General features: G+C 68.6%; 19 protein-coding genes. 7 read left to right on the top strand and 12 right to left on the bottom strand.

Annotation, left to right across the window (positions count from 1 at the left end; translation table 11 throughout):
* Nucleotides 1-129: 129 nt before the first annotated feature.
* Nucleotides 130-345: a hypothetical protein gene (locus VGJ14_14115; protein HEY2833559.1), complete on the bottom strand. Its 216-nt coding sequence runs from the start codon at nt 343-345 to the stop codon at nt 130-132.
* 85 nt (nt 346-430) lie between these two features.
* On the bottom strand, nt 431-2,719 hold the full coding sequence (locus tag VGJ14_14110; GenBank protein HEY2833558.1) for a PEP-utilizing enzyme: 2,289 nt from the start codon (nt 2,717-2,719) through the stop codon (nt 431-433).
* 174 nt (nt 2,720-2,893) lie between these two features.
* Here VGJ14_14110 and VGJ14_14105 point away from each other — a divergent pair, with 174 nt between their 5' ends.
* Both VGJ14_14105 and VGJ14_14100 read left to right on the top strand, forming a co-directional pair.
* Nucleotides 2,894-3,061: a hypothetical protein gene (locus VGJ14_14105; protein HEY2833557.1), complete on the top strand. Its 168-nt coding sequence runs from the start codon at nt 2,894-2,896 to the stop codon at nt 3,059-3,061.
* Nucleotides 3,062-3,191: 130 nt separating this feature from the next.
* On the top strand, nt 3,192-3,341 hold the full coding sequence (locus VGJ14_14100; protein ID HEY2833556.1) for a hypothetical protein: 150 nt from the start codon (nt 3,192-3,194) through the stop codon (nt 3,339-3,341).
* A 7-nt stretch (nt 3,342-3,348) separates the two neighbouring features.
* Here the strand turns inward: VGJ14_14100 and VGJ14_14095 are convergent, their stop codons facing one another.
* Complete coding sequence (locus VGJ14_14095; GenBank protein HEY2833555.1) at nt 3,349-4,167, bottom strand: glycerophosphodiester phosphodiesterase family protein; 819 nt, start codon at nt 4,165-4,167, stop codon at nt 3,349-3,351.
* Between the two features lie 201 nt (nt 4,168-4,368).
* A complete protein-coding gene (locus VGJ14_14090; GenBank protein HEY2833554.1) occupies nt 4,369-5,121 on the bottom strand; it encodes a YcnI family protein in 753 nt (250 codons plus the stop codon).
* A 105-nt stretch (nt 5,122-5,226) separates the two neighbouring features.
* Between VGJ14_14090 and VGJ14_14085 the strand changes: the two genes are divergently transcribed.
* Together VGJ14_14085 and VGJ14_14080 are read left to right on the top strand one after the other, a co-directional pair.
* Nucleotides 5,227-6,900, top strand: a complete 1,674-nt coding sequence (locus VGJ14_14085) for a copper resistance protein CopC (protein HEY2833553.1) — start codon at nt 5,227-5,229, stop codon at nt 6,898-6,900.
* A 131-nt stretch (nt 6,901-7,031) separates the two neighbouring features.
* Nucleotides 7,032-8,195, top strand: a complete 1,164-nt coding sequence (locus VGJ14_14080) for an alpha/beta hydrolase (GenBank protein HEY2833552.1) — start codon at nt 7,032-7,034, stop codon at nt 8,193-8,195.
* Between the two features lie 4 nt (nt 8,196-8,199).
* Here VGJ14_14080 and VGJ14_14075 read toward each other — a convergent pair whose 3' ends face one another.
* The 5 genes from VGJ14_14075 to VGJ14_14055 all read right to left on the bottom strand — a co-directional run bounded on the left by VGJ14_14075 (nt 8,200) and on the right by VGJ14_14055 (nt 11,689).
* Nucleotides 8,200-8,661 carry a MaoC/PaaZ C-terminal domain-containing protein gene (locus VGJ14_14075; GenBank protein HEY2833551.1) on the bottom strand — a complete coding sequence of 154 codons (462 nt, stop codon included), beginning with the start codon at nt 8,659-8,661 and terminating at the stop codon, nt 8,200-8,202.
* A gap of 90 nt (nt 8,662-8,751) precedes the next feature.
* Nucleotides 8,752-9,087 carry a hypothetical protein gene (locus VGJ14_14070; protein HEY2833550.1) on the bottom strand — a complete coding sequence of 112 codons (336 nt, stop codon included), beginning with the start codon at nt 9,085-9,087 and terminating at the stop codon, nt 8,752-8,754.
* Nucleotides 9,088-9,099: 12 nt separating this feature from the next.
* On the bottom strand, nt 9,100-9,399 hold the full coding sequence (locus VGJ14_14065; protein ID HEY2833549.1) for a UBP-type zinc finger domain-containing protein: 300 nt from the start codon (nt 9,397-9,399) through the stop codon (nt 9,100-9,102).
* Nucleotides 9,400-9,427: 28 nt separating this feature from the next.
* Entirely contained in the window at nt 9,428-9,859 is a 432-nt protein-coding gene (locus tag VGJ14_14060; GenBank protein HEY2833548.1) for an ester cyclase, read from the bottom strand.
* A 57-nt stretch (nt 9,860-9,916) separates the two neighbouring features.
* Complete coding sequence (locus VGJ14_14055) at nt 9,917-11,689, bottom strand: SpoIIE family protein phosphatase (protein HEY2833547.1); 1,773 nt, start codon at nt 11,687-11,689, stop codon at nt 9,917-9,919.
* Nucleotides 11,690-11,777: 88 nt separating this feature from the next.
* Between VGJ14_14055 and VGJ14_14050 the strand changes: the two genes are divergently transcribed.
* Genes VGJ14_14050 through VGJ14_14040 form a run of 3 tightly spaced genes read left to right on the top strand, consistent with a single transcriptional unit; the run spans nt 11,778 to nt 13,257 of the window.
* Entirely contained in the window at nt 11,778-12,374 is a 597-nt protein-coding gene (locus VGJ14_14050; GenBank protein ID HEY2833546.1) for a TMEM165/GDT1 family protein, read from the top strand.
* 23 nt (nt 12,375-12,397) lie between these two features.
* Nucleotides 12,398-12,841 (top strand): helix-turn-helix transcriptional regulator, encoded by a 444-nt coding sequence (locus tag VGJ14_14045; GenBank protein ID HEY2833545.1) that lies wholly within the window; start codon nt 12,398-12,400, stop codon nt 12,839-12,841.
* A gap of 5 nt (nt 12,842-12,846) precedes the next feature.
* Nucleotides 12,847-13,257, top strand: a complete 411-nt coding sequence (locus VGJ14_14040) for a VOC family protein (protein ID HEY2833544.1) — start codon at nt 12,847-12,849, stop codon at nt 13,255-13,257.
* Between the two features lie 13 nt (nt 13,258-13,270).
* Here the strand turns inward: VGJ14_14040 and VGJ14_14035 are convergent, their stop codons facing one another.
* The 3 genes from VGJ14_14035 to VGJ14_14025 form a co-directional block, all read right to left on the bottom strand.
* Nucleotides 13,271-13,690 carry a nitroreductase family deazaflavin-dependent oxidoreductase gene (locus tag VGJ14_14035; GenBank protein ID HEY2833543.1) on the bottom strand — a complete coding sequence of 140 codons (420 nt, stop codon included), beginning with the start codon at nt 13,688-13,690 and terminating at the stop codon, nt 13,271-13,273.
* A 94-nt stretch (nt 13,691-13,784) separates the two neighbouring features.
* Nucleotides 13,785-14,105, bottom strand: coding sequence for an STAS domain-containing protein (locus VGJ14_14030; protein ID HEY2833542.1), 321 nt, complete (start codon nt 14,103-14,105; stop codon nt 13,785-13,787).
* 146 nt (nt 14,106-14,251) lie between these two features.
* Nucleotides 14,252-14,734: a hypothetical protein gene (locus tag VGJ14_14025; GenBank protein HEY2833541.1), complete on the bottom strand. Its 483-nt coding sequence runs from the start codon at nt 14,732-14,734 to the stop codon at nt 14,252-14,254.
* Nucleotides 14,735-14,863 lie beyond the last annotated feature (129 nt).

Genomic DNA, 14,863 nt, shown 5'->3' with positions numbered 1-14,863 from the left:
CGTCAAACCGTGCAAACGATGCTGGCTTTGGAACCGCTGCGGCGGCGGCGCTATCGCTTTGGGTAAATTCAGACTGATTTGACCTGCGCAGCGGACCTTACAAAACGAACCCGAATTTCGCTAAATGTTTCAAAGAAGACGAGGCCGCCTCCCTTGCGGCGCTCTGGTTGCCGCCCAACTCTCCTGTTCGAAACCTCGAGCTTCGCCGATCCTATCGGAGAGGCCGTCGCGCAGGCCGATCCGGATGCCGTAGCCGCGGGCGCCGGTCGGGCTCTGGTACAGGTGTGCGTCGATACCGCGGTCACGCAGTTGGTCGACGAGATGCAGTGCCGTGTTCTCCTCCACGGGCGCAGGATAGCCGGCCCGCATTGGATATGCCCCGCGCAGCGGTCAGCCGGCCGCGGCGCGGTTGGCGCAGCGGCTTTAGGGCTCAGTAGGAGCCCTCCTCCTCCCGGCTGATGCCGAGGGTGCGCAGGTAGTCCTCGTGCAGTTCCATCCACACGGTGTGCACCGAGTCCAGCGCGGGCGCCGTCAGGTACTCGAACTTCCCGTCCTCGACCAGGGCCAGCGCGGCGGCCAACCGCGGCTTGTACCCCGCGAAGCGCGGCAACACCTCAGTGGTGGAGTCCAGGGCGGGCTCGATGCGTCGGACCAGGGAGGAGAGCTGGTCGACCAATCCCCACTTGCCGCCATCGTCGGAGTCCAGCCACCGAATGTTCAGCGCCTTGAACTGGCCGTTGGCGGACAGGAAGCGCTCGTACACCGGCTTGAGGGCCTCCAGGTCGAGTGCGGTGCGTTCGGCGGACAGCAGCGCCTCGTGCTTGGCCAGGCCCTCCTCGGTGATCAGGAAACCCTGCGGGGTCGAACAGATCAGCCCGGACTTCTCCAGCAGCTCCGCATCCACCCCGACCCCCAGGTCGGGCAGCATGCCGCGCAGCGCCACCCGGTGCAGGTCCGCGAGTTCAACCTCGACCAGCGCACCGGCGGACAGCGGCGGGTAGCCGCCGCCGGACAGGAACAACTTGCCGACCATCTGCACGCCGAGTTGCTCACGCACCAGCGGGAAGTATGCGTTGGCGGTGATCTCGTCCCACTCCCAGAAGGCGTGCTCGTCGAGCATTTCCTGCCAGACCCCCGCGGCGCGGGCGAACGGCGCGATGAACTCGGCGTAGTAGACCTGCGCACCCCAAATGATCTTGTCGCGCCCGGACATGGTGGCCAGCCGCTGGTAGAGCCGGTCGGTGACCGTCTTGCACTCGGCGAGGATCGACTCCATCTCCGCACGGTCGATACGTCGGATCTCACTCGCCGGGGTGTCCCACTCCTGCCGCACGTAGACCGCCACATCGGTCAGGTAGCGCAGGTAGTTCGCGGGCTCGGTGAACAGCGTGCCGCCGTCCATCAGCTTGCACTGCAGGCCGGGTTCGGGGTGGAACACCATGGCCTGCGTGATGCAGTGCGGCAGGTTCGCCGCGACGTCGTGCCAGTGGTAGATGTCGTCGCGCAGGAAGTGGTCGCGCACGATCATGAATCGGCCGTCGCCCAGGTCGTAGGGTCCGGAGTCGTGCAGGCCGGAGCGGTTGTCCAGGTAGAGCAGGAAACCAAGCATCTCGGTGGAGGCGTTGAACGAGGTGAAGAACTCGCGGTCGCCGCCGAGCGGCGCCACGTCGGCGAGGAACCGGTCCAGCCACACCTGATCCAACAACGGCGCGCGGTAGTTGCGCATCGAGGTGAACATCGGGCCGTCGCCCCACACGCCCTTGTACAGCGAGCGGGCGAACTGCAGCACAATTCGGACGTCCTCCGCGCGCTGGTCGGTGTTCTCGACGCCGAGCTCACCGAGGATGCCGCGGCCGAACAACGGGGTGGCGATGGTGCACCAGGTGTGCAGGAGGTTCACCTTGTTCGCGGGCTCGCGACGGGCGAGCGACCCCATCTCGATGACGCCATCCACGCCGATTTCGTCCAGGATCAGCCGGAACCAGGCCGGGTAGCGCTGCCAGTCGTGCACGCAGCCGAAGCACTCGTATTCCTGACGGGGGATCAGACCGGATTCGCCCTCGGTGGCGCGCAGCGCGAGGAAATCCCAGATGTTCCAGTTGAAGTAGCGCAGAAGTTCGTTGATCTCCTCCACCGTGAGGTCGCGGTGGGTGTTCTCCTCGGTCAGCGTCAGCACGTCGGTGACGAACTCCGCGCGGATCATCTCGTCGCCCGCGGTGCCGTGCGGCACGGTGCCCTGGAACTGCTGCAGCAGCAGCTGAATCTGCGCCATCAGTGCGACGGTGTCGGCGTCCGGGGTGGGCACCGGGGAGTCGTCGATGGGAGCGCCCGGTTCGACCAGCACCCGGCCCGCCCTGCCGGCGATGTCCAGCCGCACCCGCACACCGTCCGCGGGGATGACCTCGCCGCGGGAGCTGCGCACGCCGCAGGTGAAGGTCACGCCCATCACCGCGGGGATGCCGTACTCGCGGGACAGAATGCCCAGGTGCGACTCCGGCGCACCCTGCAGCGTGATCACGCCCTTGACGCCGGCCGTCAACGCAGGGGTCAGGAACGTGGTGGTGCCACCGCGGGCCAGCACGATCGTGTTCGCCACGTCGCCGTTGACGACGAAGTCGATGACCGCGCGCGGGGAGTCCAGGAATACCAACGGTCCTTCGATGAGGCGGTCATCGGTGAAGACCGCGGTGCCGGTGCCGACCTCGGTGTACTCAGACACTGTCGCTCCCCTCAGGTGCGAATGGGTCATGGCATTGCCCGAGGACGAGCATCCCGGGCGACAGAGCCCCGATCTGCCCCGGTTACGCATCGGCTCTTCGACCAATGGCGCCTCGGCGTTCGGTCATCAGACTGCAAAGGTCAGCACCGACCGAGCAGAAGGCGAGGCGCACCGATGCGTCAGGTCATGGCCGCACCCAGCACCACCCTGTCACTGGAGCTGCGGGTCGCCGGGTTGGAGCGTCAGGTATCGGCGCTGACCGCGGAGATCCACACGATGAAGCAGACGCTCGACATCCTGCTGGCGGTCGTGGTCGGCACGCAGGTAACCGCCGCGGCATAGTCGGCCACCGGCCTCCATCGAACGGGCCATGCCGCACATCGCTCGGATGATTCCCGGGTTTCCTCGCAACGCCGAGGCCGCCGGCCACGTCTGACCCGAGAAAGCGACAGCACAACGAAAGCGGAACTCGATGATCACCACGCCCATCCTGATCGGCCTCGGCATGGCCGTCTTCGTGCTGTTCATCGCCGTGCTGCTGGCCGGGGGCATCGACGGCTTCCGCAACGATTCGCGACGGCAGACCACCGACGAGGCGTCGGTCAACTCCGGGCTGGAATAACGGCCGGTCAGCGGCGCTCCGGTGCGGGCACCGCCGCGTGGCACATCGACAGTCCGAACGGGCGCGCGCAGTCGATGTCGGCGTCGGTGTAGACGCCATCGGCGTCGTCGGCGATCGCCCGCTCCAGCGTCATCGGATACCCGAGCACCGGGATCACCGCGATTCCCCGGGCGCGGGCGGCCGCGATGCGCTCGGCGGTGACCAGGTTCGGGTCAACCGCGGAGTACGGCACGAAGACCTGGTATCCCGTGGCGTTCCACTGCGCCGGCCGGTGCACCATCAATCCGAACCGGGTGGCCCCGGCCGCGCGCAGCACCGCCGCCACGTTGTCATGTTCCACCATGAATGTGGCGCGGTCACCGAGCACCGAGGCAGCCCGCACCAACGCGGCGGCCTGCTCGGACGTCGGCATCACCTTGACGTGAACGAACGCGGAAACGGTCGATGACCGCTGCACGATCTCTTGCAGCGCCGCCGCGGCAGTCGGCACGCGGGTGCCGAGGTAGAGCGGGGAGAACCAGGAGCCCGCATCGAGCCGCTCGATCTGACTTTCGGTCAGGTCGGTGACGTATCCGTGGCCGTTGGTGGTGCGGTCGACCAGATCGTCATGCATGACGACGGCATGTCCATCGGATGTCCATCGCACGTCGAACTCAATGCCATCGTCGCCGCGCTCGATCGCTTTCGCGAAGGCGGGCAGGGTGGATTCCGGCGCATCGTCGGTGTTGCCGCGGTGACCCACCATCAGGAAATTGCGCGGTAGCGCGGTTTGCTTGCCCGGTAAGACATTCGAGGTCGGCAGGACACGGACGGACTTTTCGGCCATCGGTACGGCCGACACAGCGGACCCAGCCGCCGGAGCCGCGGCGAACACAACCGCGGGAAGCGTGATTGCAGCCAGAGCTTTCGTCAACCCCCACACGCGGCCAGCATCGACACGCTATGGCGTGGGGCGGACACGCCCACGACAAGGGCGCAGGAATGTTGGCTTAACAGACCGAGACACCGCCCCGGCAGGGCGGGTGTCTCAGCGGCGCTTGGCGAACGCGGTGCCCAGGCCCAGCAGACCGAGCGCCGCACCCACGACGCCCACGGCCAGCGCGACCTTCACATCGTTCTTGCTGGCGTAGTCGTCCGTGGCCGAGGAGGCGGCACTGACCGACGGGCCGCTGCCGGCGGATGCGCTCGGCGAGGCGGACGGTGCGACGGCGTCGGAGTCCTCGCCGCCCTGCGCGAGCTTGATCGAGGGCGCCGGGTGCTCGGGCTCCTGGGCGCCGGGCGCGTCCGAACCCTCTTCGATCCAGCGCACGACGTTGCCGTCGCTGTAGGTCTGCAGCACCTTGAACACCAGTTGCGGGGTGTCCGGCAGCTTGCCCACCGCGATCGGGAAGTCCACGTACTCATCGCCACTGATGCTGCTGCCACTGAACACGATCTTGGACACCACGCTGTTCACCGGTCCGTCGTCGGTGTCCACCGGACTCGGCAGGTCGGTCTGCGAGGTCTTCGCCGACCAGCCCGACGGCGGGTCCACCGACACGCCCAGCATTGGGGTGTCGGTGGGCAGGTTGACCTCGATCTTCGTGGTGCGCGCGTTGTCGGACTCGTTCGGCACCCGGAACACCAGTTCGGCGTCCTCGCCGCCGCGCACCGCCTCCGCGGAGTGGACGGTGACGTGCGCCCAGGCGATCGACGGCCCGAACAGGACCGCGGCGGTGGCGCTCGCCAGCACCAGGCCGCCGACCCGGACCAGGTACGCAGGACGAGAGCAGGAAGTCATGGACAAGAAGTCGTCAGAAACCCCACCCCGGTTCCCCGCACCCGGGAATTCGCCCGGCTTGTCTCTGGAGGGAACTCCCCCGGGGTTTATGACGACTACTGAGGGATGCGATCCGCGCGCCGGGGGACAGCTGTCCTGGCCTTCCTCGTCGCGTGGCTCGGTCTGCTGGTCGGCGCCGCCGGACCGGCCGCCGCCCACGCGGCGCTGATCTCCACCGACCCACCCTCAGGCGCGCATCTGGCCAGGGCCCCCGATCATGTCTCGTTCACCTTCTCCGAACACGTCACCCTGGTCCGGGACGGGCTGAAACTCGTCGATGCCACCGGCAAGAACACGACGCTGCCCGGCGCGACGAGCGTGGGCTCCACAGTCCGGGTACCGCTACCCGCGATCAGCGACGGCGCCTACGTGGTGAGCTACCGGGTGGTCTCGGCCGACACCCACCCGGTGGGCGGCTCGATCGCGTTCACCGTGGGGACGGTGGCGCCGGGCGCCGCCCCGCCCTTGGTGGTGACGCAAAAACCCGGCACCGGGCTACGGGCCGCCGGCGGCATCGATCGCTGGGTCTCCTACGCGGGGGCCATCGGCGTGATCGGCGTGCCGGTGTTCGTGGGAATCTGCTGGCCGGCCGGACGCACGTCGCGGCGGTTGGTGCACCTGCCGACCGCGGGCGCGGTGGCGGTGGTGGCCGCGGCACTGGTCGGGTTGCCGGTGCAGGCGGCCCGGTCCACCGGGAACTCCTTCGCCTCCGCGCTGCACGACGGCTCGATCTCCGACGTGCTGCGCACCCCGTACGGGCACGCCGCCGAGGAGCGGATTCTCTGCGCGGTGTTGGCCGCAGGACTGTGGGCGTGGTGGCGCACGCAACCGCGCCGGCAGCTGGCGCTGGCCTGGCTGGTCGCCGCGGTCGCGCTGGCCCTGGGCTACTCCAAGGCCGGACATCCCGCGGTGGGGCGGTGGCCGGGGCTGACGTTGGCCGACGACGTGGCGCACCTGAGCGCGGTCGCGATCTGGTTGGGCGGGCTGGCGGTGTTGGCCGCCTGTGTACTGCCCGCGCCGCCCGAGGGGTGCGTAACGGTGCTGCGGCGATGGTCGCGGCTGGCCATGGCGTCGGTGGTGGTGCTGGTGGCGACCGGGGTGATCCAGGCCTGGCGGGAACTGCGCTCGGTGCACGCGCTGGTGCACCACAGCTACGGCCAATGGGTGCTGCTCAAGGTCGGACTGTTGGCGCTGATGGTGGCCCTGGGCAACCTCGGCCGACGCCGCGTGCAGCGCTATGTGACCGACGATGCGACGGCGACCATGACGCGCATGCGTCAGGGCGTGTTCGCGGAGGTGGGCATCGGGGCCGCGGTACTGGTCGCGACCAGTGCGCTGGTGGTGACCAATCCCGGGCCGGTCGGTGCACACAGCGACTCGGCGATGGCCGGCATGGCGGGCATGGCGTCCATGCCAGCGGTGGCCTCCGGCGCGACGGACCTACCGATCGGCGTGCACGTCGAGGTCCGGGTGACCAACCCGATGGCCGGCACCCCCACCATCGAGATCAGCACCACCCGCAACGGCAAGCCGGTGAAGGCCGCCGCGGTCGAGGTCCGCGCCGGGCTGCCCACGGCGGGCGTCGAGCCGATCCCGCTGACGGTGGTCAAGCTCGCGGTCGGTTCCTACGAGGTGCGCAAGGCGCCGCTGTCCATCCCCGGCCAATGGGTGCTCATCATCACGGTGCGCACCAGCAACATCGACGCCGGCGTTGGCAGCATCTCGATCCAGCTGTACTGACGCACCCGTCAGTTCGGGTGGACGAGCACCTTGCTCGCGCCGTTGGCCCGGTCCCACACGCCTTTGACCTGGCGTAATTAGCCGCGGCGTGCTGCGATACGTGCTGGGGGGACCCGGCGCTTGGAGATCCCATGAAGCGATCCCTGTACATCCGCGGCCTCGTCGTAGCCGCGCTCGTGCTCGCCGCGCCCACCCCCGCGCACGCGGGACCCAATTCCGATCCGGGCCTGGTGGCCGCGTCGGTGGCCCCGGACAACGGGCGCTCCTGCCACCTCAGCAAGGTGCCCGTGGCCCTGCAGCCGGGGATCTACTTCGCACCCGGCTCGGACATCGGCAACACCTTCGAGAAGGAGAAGAGCGAGCAGTACGTGGTGGTGAAGCTCTGCCTGCCCACCGGGGGGAAGGCGACCACGGTGCAGGTGCTCACCCACGGCATCACCTACAGCCACCGGTACTGGAACATCGCCGACCCCGACAACCCCAAGGCCGACACCTATTCGTGGGAGGCGGCCGCGGCCAAGGCGGGCTATGCGACCGCGGCGATCGACCGACTGGGCAATGGTGACAGCAGCCACCCGCTGAGCAACTTCGTCGACATCACCTCCAACTCCACCGCCCTGCACAACGTCGTGCAGGCGCTGCGCGCCGGTGCGGTTGAGGGGCCGGGCGGATCACATCCCGCGTTCGGCAAGGTGGTGCTGGTGGGTCACTCCTACGGCAGTTACACCAGCATGATCGAGGCGCACCGGTTCCGGGACGTGGACGCCGTGCTGCTCACCGGCTTCACCCACAAGGTGAACAACCGCACCCCGTTCGTCATCGAGTCCAGCGTGTACCCGGCGGCGCTGGATCCGCAGTTCGCAGGTAGTGGTCTGGATCCGGGGTACGTGACGCCGCGGCCGGGCACCCACCGGCAGCTGTACTACGACCCGAGCACCGCCGTCGACCCGCGGATCATCGACCGGGACGCCGCGACGAAGGGCACTGTGTCCCAGCACGAGATCGACAACTACTACCTGGTCGAGAACGTGGTCCTGAACATCAACGTCCCGGTGTTCCTGCTCAACGGGGATCTGGACGGGATCTTTTGTCAACAGCAACCCGTGGACGTCGGGACCGATTGCTCGTCCGCGGCGCGGATTGTCGAGCAGGAGAAGCCATTCCTGCCCGGGGCCCCGTCCATCGACGCCGTACTGATCCCCGGCGTGGGGCACGACATCAACGCCTTCCGGGCCGCGCCGATCGCGTTCAAGGCGGCGATGACGTGGGTGCTGGGCAAGGTGCCGCCACGGTAACTGCTCAGCTCGGGCGCAGGAAGATGATCGCCTCGCCGTCGATCTCGAACACCCGCTGCTCTGCGTCGACGAGCCAGGCCGTCCAGTGCAGCACCGCGTCGCCCCGTTCCGGTCGTGGCGTGATGGTCCGCATCTCGGCCGCGCCGGTCAACGTGGTGCCGGGACGGACCGGGCGGAGCAGTCGAAAGCGGAGTTCCCTGCCGGCCTTGCTGGCCAACCGCCCGCCCATCGCCTCCCACAGCAGGCGTTGGTAGATGCCGAGGGTGTGCAGGCCGCTGGCGATCACCCCACCGAACGGCCCGGCGGCCGCGGCCTCCCGGTCGACGTGAATCGGCTGCGGGTCCCACGCGGTGCCGTAGGCGATGATTTCGTCCTCGGTCACGGTCCAACTGCCGAACAGGAACTGCTGACCGGGCGTGAGGTCCTCGGCATAGATCATGTCGGCATCGTTCATCGCGACGCTCATGCTGCCATGCTCCCTGGGGTTGCTGCGGTTTCCTGCAGCGATCTTCGACGGGAGGACGGGCGTGGCGCGATTACTCAGCAGGTCATGAAATCAGGAATCGAAGGCCAGGTACTCGTGTACCGCGCGGACCGCCGCGGATCCCTCGCCGACCGCCGCGGCCACCCGCTTCGTCGAAACCGACCGCAGATCCCCCACCGCAAACAGCCCGGGGTGGCTGGTCTCGAACGGTAGCGGCGCTCGACCCAGCATCGCCCGGGAGCCATTGAGCTGATCCTCCGTCAGGGAACGGTTGGTGAGCACGAACCCGTGTCCGTCCAACGCGGCGCACCCGTTCAACCACTGCGAGGACGGCTCGTCGATCAGATCACTCAGGGCCGGACGCGTGGAGATGATCTCGCGCAGCGCCGCGACCAAGATGACCAGCACTTCGCCGCCGGCTCAGGGGTGTGACGGACTGTTGGTGTCGCCCGCCAACTCGAATCCCAGGTCATCGACATAGCACCAGTACCAGTCCTCGCCCGGCTCGAAGGACTGGATCAGCGGGTGCGCGCTGTCGTGGAAGTGCCCGGTGGCGTGCTTGCCCGGCGAGTTGTCGCAGCAGCCGATGTGCCCGCACTGCGCGCATCGGCGCAGGTGCACCCAGCGGCCGCCCATCTTCAGGCACTCGTGGCAGCCGGCGGCATCGCTGGGTGCCGCGCCGGTGATCGTTTCCAGGTGTGTGCAGGTTGACCCGGTCAATGTGCCCCCCGTTCCTCGTGCGCTCGGCTCAGCCGGGCGGCCCCATCGGTGGGATCACGCCGAGCTGCTGCAACATGCGCAGCACGTCCTTGTTGGACCATTTCTCGACCAGCCTGCCATCAACGATCCGATGGATCACCGTCGCGGTCATCTCCATCTCGCTGCCGGTGGCCGGGATGCCCGGCAGGTCCCCCGTGTGCTGACCGCGGCAGGTCAGTCGCGTCACGACCTTGTCGTCCTCGGCGATCTGGTCCTCGATCACGTGCACGCCGGGGGTGGTCGCCCAGAACAACCGGAAGGACTCCTTCACGCCCTCCCGGCCGGGCGGCATCGGGAACGGCGGCGGGCCGTGGTCGAGATAGTCCTCGGCCACCAACTCATCGATCACCTCGAGGTTGCCGGCGTCGATCTGCTCGTAGAAGTGGCGCACCAGCGCCTTGTTCGCCTCCGGGGTCGACATGTGACGAGCCTCCACCTCATCGCAGCGGACCGCAAGAATGACCTGGCCCGGTACCCCTCAGACCCCGCTCGCCGGGGCGCACGTGCAGCCGTGATGCATGGTCACCCGGGTGCCGTGCGCGGTGCGGGTGGTTTGCACGTGGGAGCTCAGCGCGTGGATGAGTTTGATGCCCCGTCCGCGCAACGCATGCCGCTGACTCGCCGAGGAATCCTGCGACCAGCAACCGCTGTCCCCGACCGTGACGAAGACCCCGTCCGGCCCGGTGAAGACCTCCAGCGAGACGGTGGTGCCCGGGTAGCGTTCGCTGCCGTGCTCGACGGCGTTGGCCAACGCCTCGCCGGCGCTGACCAGTACGTCGTGCTGGATCGAGGGGTCCGGGCAGACCTCGGCCAGCCAGTCGCGCAACTGCCGGCGCACCGCGCCCATCTCGGTCAACTCCGCGGGCAGCACCCGGACGAAACTGCGCGGCGTGGTGCCCGTCGGTCGCACGGCCAGCAGGGCCACGTCATCGGTGAACCCGCCCGGCGGCGCCATCCGCTTCAGCAGTTGCGCACACGCCGTTCCGGTGTCCAAGCCGGCGCACCCCTCCGCCGCCGCGGCCAGCCGCGCCAGCCCACGGTCCAGGTCCTCCCCGCGGCGTTCGATCAGCCCGTCGGTGTAGAGGACCAGCAACGACCCCTCCGGCACCGAGACCGTGCCCGGCGGTTCGTCGGGCGGGTGGGCGAGCGCGGACAGCGGCGGTCGACGGCCCTCGGTCAGGTAGCGGACTTTCCCGTCCGGCTCGACCAACAACGGGTACGGGTGACCCGCACACAGGTAGTCCAGCGTGTGGTCGGCGACGTCGAACACCGCGTAGGCCACGGTGGCGCACTCGGCACCCCGCAACGTGCGGGCGTAGCGCTCCGCCAGGTCCAGGACGGGCACCGGATCGACCAGGGTGCGCGACGCCGCGGCGATGGCACTGCGCAGCCGGCTCATCACGGTGGCGGCGGGCAGACCCAGGCCCACCACGTCACCGACGCAGAAGGCGACCCGGTTCGGGTCCTCCGCTGGTTTGACCAGGTACCAGTCGCCGCCGACGCGCATGGCCTCGGCGGCCGGCTGGTAGGCCGCGGCCACGGCGACCGCGGTGGACGATCGGTTCAGGTCCAGCAGGTGGTCCTGCAGATCGATGGCGATGCGCCGTTCCCGTTCCGCGGCCCGGACCCGGGCCAGCGCGGACCCGGCCAACCCCATGGATCGCCCGGTGGCCTCGACCTCGGCGGGGGCGATGGTGCGTGGTTGGAACCAGCCCAGTCCCAGCGCCCCGATCAGCACCCCGGCGGAATCGCGCAATGGATGGAAGATCAGCGCGCGCACCACGTCGTCGAAGTCCTGCAGCACAGTGCGGTGCCGCGGCTCGCTGCGGCCGGTGTCCTCGATGACGATCGGGTGACCGGTACGAGCAGACTCGGCCATGGGTCCGGGGCCGTCTACGGCGACGGAGTGGTACCGGTCGCGGTACTCACCGGGGATCTCACCCACGAACAGGATGCTCAACGTGCCGTCGTCCCGGTCCACCATGCCCAACGACACCGCGTCGACGCCGATCTGTGCCGACCACCGGCGCAACACCGCAGCCGCGACTTCCTGCTCCGTCTCGGCCAGGTTCAACGCCACCCGGTAGCCGTCCTGGTCCAGTCGGAGATCTTCCGGCGCCGGCGGTGCGGTCTCGCCGAGCGCGCCGAGCACCTCCGCGTCGGCGTTGAGCATGCGCGAGACGGCGATGCGCAGCTCCACGGGCCATTGCTTGATCGCGGCAGCCAGGTCAGTCGGCACCTCGCCCTGCATCCGGCCAGCGTACGCAACCCGCCGCGCACGGCGGGGGAGGCGAACGGGAGACTCGAACACCGCCGACCAGAAACCGAAGGCCTGCCCGTTGTCCGACCTGTCGATCGTGCTCAGCGTATTCGGCCTGATCTTCGTGGCCGAACTGCCGGACAAAACCGCCGTGGCCAGCCTGGTGCTGGGCACACGTTTCCCGGCGCGTTGGGTGTTCGCCGGGGTGGGCGCGGCCTTCGCCGCGCACGTGATCATTGCCGTCGCAGCCGGTTCGTTATTGACGTTGCTGCCCCGCCGGCCCGTTGAGGCGATCGTCTCGTTGCTGTTCCTGGTCGGCGCGGTGTTGGTCTGGCGGGAGGGCTCGGCCCGCGAGGAACCCGACGAGGAGGAAGCACCTGCCCTGGCAGTCACGGCCGGCTTTCAACAGGTTGCGAGCCGCGGCTTCGCGGTTATCTTCATCGCCGAGTGGGGCGATCTGACCCAGATCCTGACCGCCAACCTCGCCGCGAAATACGACAACCCGCTCGCCGTCGCCATCGGGGCGACGTTGGGGCTGTGGGCGGTGGGACTGCTGGCCATTCTGGGCGGAAAGTCCCTGCTCAACGTGATGCCGATCCACCTGATCACCCGCATCGCGGCGGTGGTCATGGCCGTGTTGTCGGTGGCCAGCATGGTGCACGCCATCCACGGCTGAGTGGGACGTGCCACGATCGGGGGGTGACAAACACGCCCGCGGATCGACTGCGCGAGCTGGCGCGGCTGCGGCGCGTGCGCGATCGCATTGATCGGGAGTACGCCCGGCCGCTGGACGTGGAGCGGCTGGCGCGCGACGCGCACATGTCCGCCGGGCACCTGAGCCGTGAGTTCAGGGTGGCGTATGGGGAGTCGCCGTACAGCTATCTCATGACCCGCCGGATCGAGCGGGCGATGGCGCTGTTGCGGCGGGGGGACCTGAACGTCACCGAGGTCTGTTTCGCCGTTGGTTGCCAGTCGCTGGGCACGTTCTCCACGCGCTTCACCGAACTCGTCGGCGTGCCACCCAGTGTCTACCGGGAGAAGCAACAGCAGGCCACGGCCGGTATGCCCGCATGTATCGCGAAAACCGTGACGAGACCCGTCAGGAATCGAGAAGCACGCTCCGCGACGTCGCCCGTAGCGTGATCGTCATGGACATCAACATTCACTCGAGCTTCCTCCCGCACTCCGATCCCGAGGCATCGCTGGCCTTCTACCGCGACCTATTGGGTTTCGAGGTACGCCAGGACGTCGGCTACGGCGGCATGCGCTGGATCACCGTCGGCCCGGCCGACCAGCCCACCACCGCGGTGGTGCTGCAGCCGCCGAGCGCCGATCCCGGCATCACCGAGGACGAAAAACAGGTCATCACCGAGATGATGGCCAAGGGCACGTACGCCCGGCTGCTGCTGGCCACCAAGGACCTGGACGCGACGTTCGAGCGGCTGCAGGCCGGCGACGCGGAGATCGTGCAGGAACCGACCGAACAGCCCTACGGGGTGCGCGACTGCGCGGTGCGCGATCCCGCGGGCAATCTGTTGCGCATCCAGGAACTGCGCTGAGCAGCAGCGGGTATCAGAGGCGGTCGAGCGCCAGCACCGGGATGGTGCGAACGCCCTCGGTCTTCTTCTCGTACTCGCCGAACGCCGGCAGTGCCGCTTTCTGCTTGGCGAACACCTCGTCACGCTCGGTACCGGTGACCTCGGTGGCGGTGACCTCGAAGGTGTCACCCGCGACCTCAACCTTGGCGCGGCCGGCGGCCAGCAGGTTGTGGAACCAGGCCGGGTCCGTGGGCGCGCCGCCGAAGGACCCGATCAGGTACATCCGACCGTTCGGGCCCGGTTGGTAGACCAGCGGGTTCTCGTAGGTCTTCCCGGACTTACGTCCGATGTGGTGGACGATGATCATCGGGACGCCCTCGAAGTCACCGGCGTTGCGCCCGTCGTTGGTACGGAACTCGTCGATGATGCGGCGGTTCCACTCGTTCAATCCCATGGCGGCGGTCCTTTCGGCGGGCGTGCTCAACCACGGAGCCAACAAGAAGCCCGGCAGCGCCATTCCCACCACCGCATCGTGGGCGATCGCGGAGTCAGCCGCCCCGCAGCGCGATTCGCGCGGCCTCGACGTGATCGTGGAACGGCAGACCCATCACCGAGGCGGCCCGGCGCAGCAGGCTGACCGGGGCGAGCACGATGACCACCAGGTGTCGTTCCACCAGTTGAATGACGGTCCCGAAGCCGGTGCTGTCGATATAACGCAGTTCGCTCATGTCCAGAATGACCGGCCGCGAGCCCGGCACCGCGGTCAGGTCGTCGGCAAAGGCGGCCACGTTGGTTCGGTCCAACTCTCCGGCCACGGCGGCCGCAGGCGGGTCGGCCTCGTCATCCACGTGCAGCGAGTACGTGCTCACCGGGGGCTCCCTTCCCCCGCGTCCTACCCGCTCGCGCGCAAAGCGCACCTCCTCATGTTGATCACCGGTGCCCCAGAGATCACCCCCCGTAACGCCCGTGGTTCGTCCCGGGTGGGCGGAGATGTCTCCGCCCACCTGACGAGGACTCAGTTGATCAACTTGGTGACCCTGCGGGGTTCGGGCAGCGCCCTGGCCCGTTGGGCGAGCTCGGTCGGCACCCGTGCCTCCCACCCGTCGATCAGCGGGTCGGCCAGGTCCCGGGCGGTGCCCAGCAGCTCGGCCAGCGTGTCCAACGAACGCGTGGCCGCCCGCAGGTAGGCCTGGACGCTGCGCTCCGCCATCAGGCCCGGGCGCTGCGCGGTGTGGATCGCCAGCTCGGAGCGCGTATTCGACCAGGGCAACAGTTCCAGGACCACACCGACTCCGCGCCCGCGCCCGCCCGCCTGCCGCAATGTCGCGGGAAGTCGGCGCCAGGCGTCGTATCGGGTCGGCCGAGCGCGCACCAGCGGCCCGGCCGGGATCAGGTCGGCGGCAATCGCCGGGTCCAGGATCATCACGTCGAATGCCTCGGCCGCGGTCTGCGGGTCAACGTCGAACACCTGCGAAACATTCGGGTAGCCACTGATCATTGTCTTCCTCCTCTTGCGCACCGCCCCGCGAGAAGCAGGGCAGCAGAACGTTCCACGCGGGCGCCGGATCTCCGGGGCCCACACATGGCTCACCGCCCGACGGCGGTCGCACACTGCGATGGATGCGAC

It is taken from the genome of Sporichthyaceae bacterium (genome assembly GCA_036493475.1).
Classification (GTDB): domain Bacteria; phylum Actinomycetota; class Actinomycetes; order Sporichthyales; family Sporichthyaceae; genus DASQPJ01.
The sequence above is the reverse complement of the archived record's forward strand: the minus strand, read 5'-3'. Positions and strand labels throughout refer to the sequence as shown.

Coding starts and splice junctions, on each gene's coding strand:
- VGJ14_14105 (HEY2833557.1), top strand. CDS start 2,894: ATGCGTCAGGTCATGGCCGCACCCAGCACCACCCTGTCACTGGAGCTG.
- VGJ14_14055 (HEY2833547.1), bottom strand. CDS start 11,689: ATGCAGGGCGAGGTGCCGACTGACCTGGCTGCCGCGATCAAGCAATGG.
- VGJ14_14035 (HEY2833543.1), bottom strand. CDS start 13,690: ATGGGATTGAACGAGTGGAACCGCCGCATCATCGACGAGTTCCGTACC.
- VGJ14_14100 (HEY2833556.1), top strand. CDS start 3,192: ATGATCACCACGCCCATCCTGATCGGCCTCGGCATGGCCGTCTTCGTG.
- VGJ14_14075 (HEY2833551.1), bottom strand. CDS start 8,661: ATGAGCGTCGCGATGAACGATGCCGACATGATCTATGCCGAGGACCTC.
- VGJ14_14085 (HEY2833553.1), top strand. CDS start 5,227: ATGCGATCCGCGCGCCGGGGGACAGCTGTCCTGGCCTTCCTCGTCGCG.
- VGJ14_14095 (HEY2833555.1), bottom strand. CDS start 4,167: ATGGCCGAAAAGTCCGTCCGTGTCCTGCCGACCTCGAATGTCTTACCG.
- VGJ14_14025 (HEY2833541.1), bottom strand. CDS start 14,734: ATGATCAGTGGCTACCCGAATGTTTCGCAGGTGTTCGACGTTGACCCG.
- VGJ14_14040 (HEY2833544.1), top strand. CDS start 12,847: ATGGACATCAACATTCACTCGAGCTTCCTCCCGCACTCCGATCCCGAG.
- VGJ14_14090 (HEY2833554.1), bottom strand. CDS start 5,121: ATGACTTCCTGCTCTCGTCCTGCGTACCTGGTCCGGGTCGGCGGCCTG.
- VGJ14_14060 (HEY2833548.1), bottom strand. CDS start 9,859: ATGTCGACCCCGGAGGCGAACAAGGCGCTGGTGCGCCACTTCTACGAG.
- VGJ14_14080 (HEY2833552.1), top strand. CDS start 7,032: ATGAAGCGATCCCTGTACATCCGCGGCCTCGTCGTAGCCGCGCTCGTG.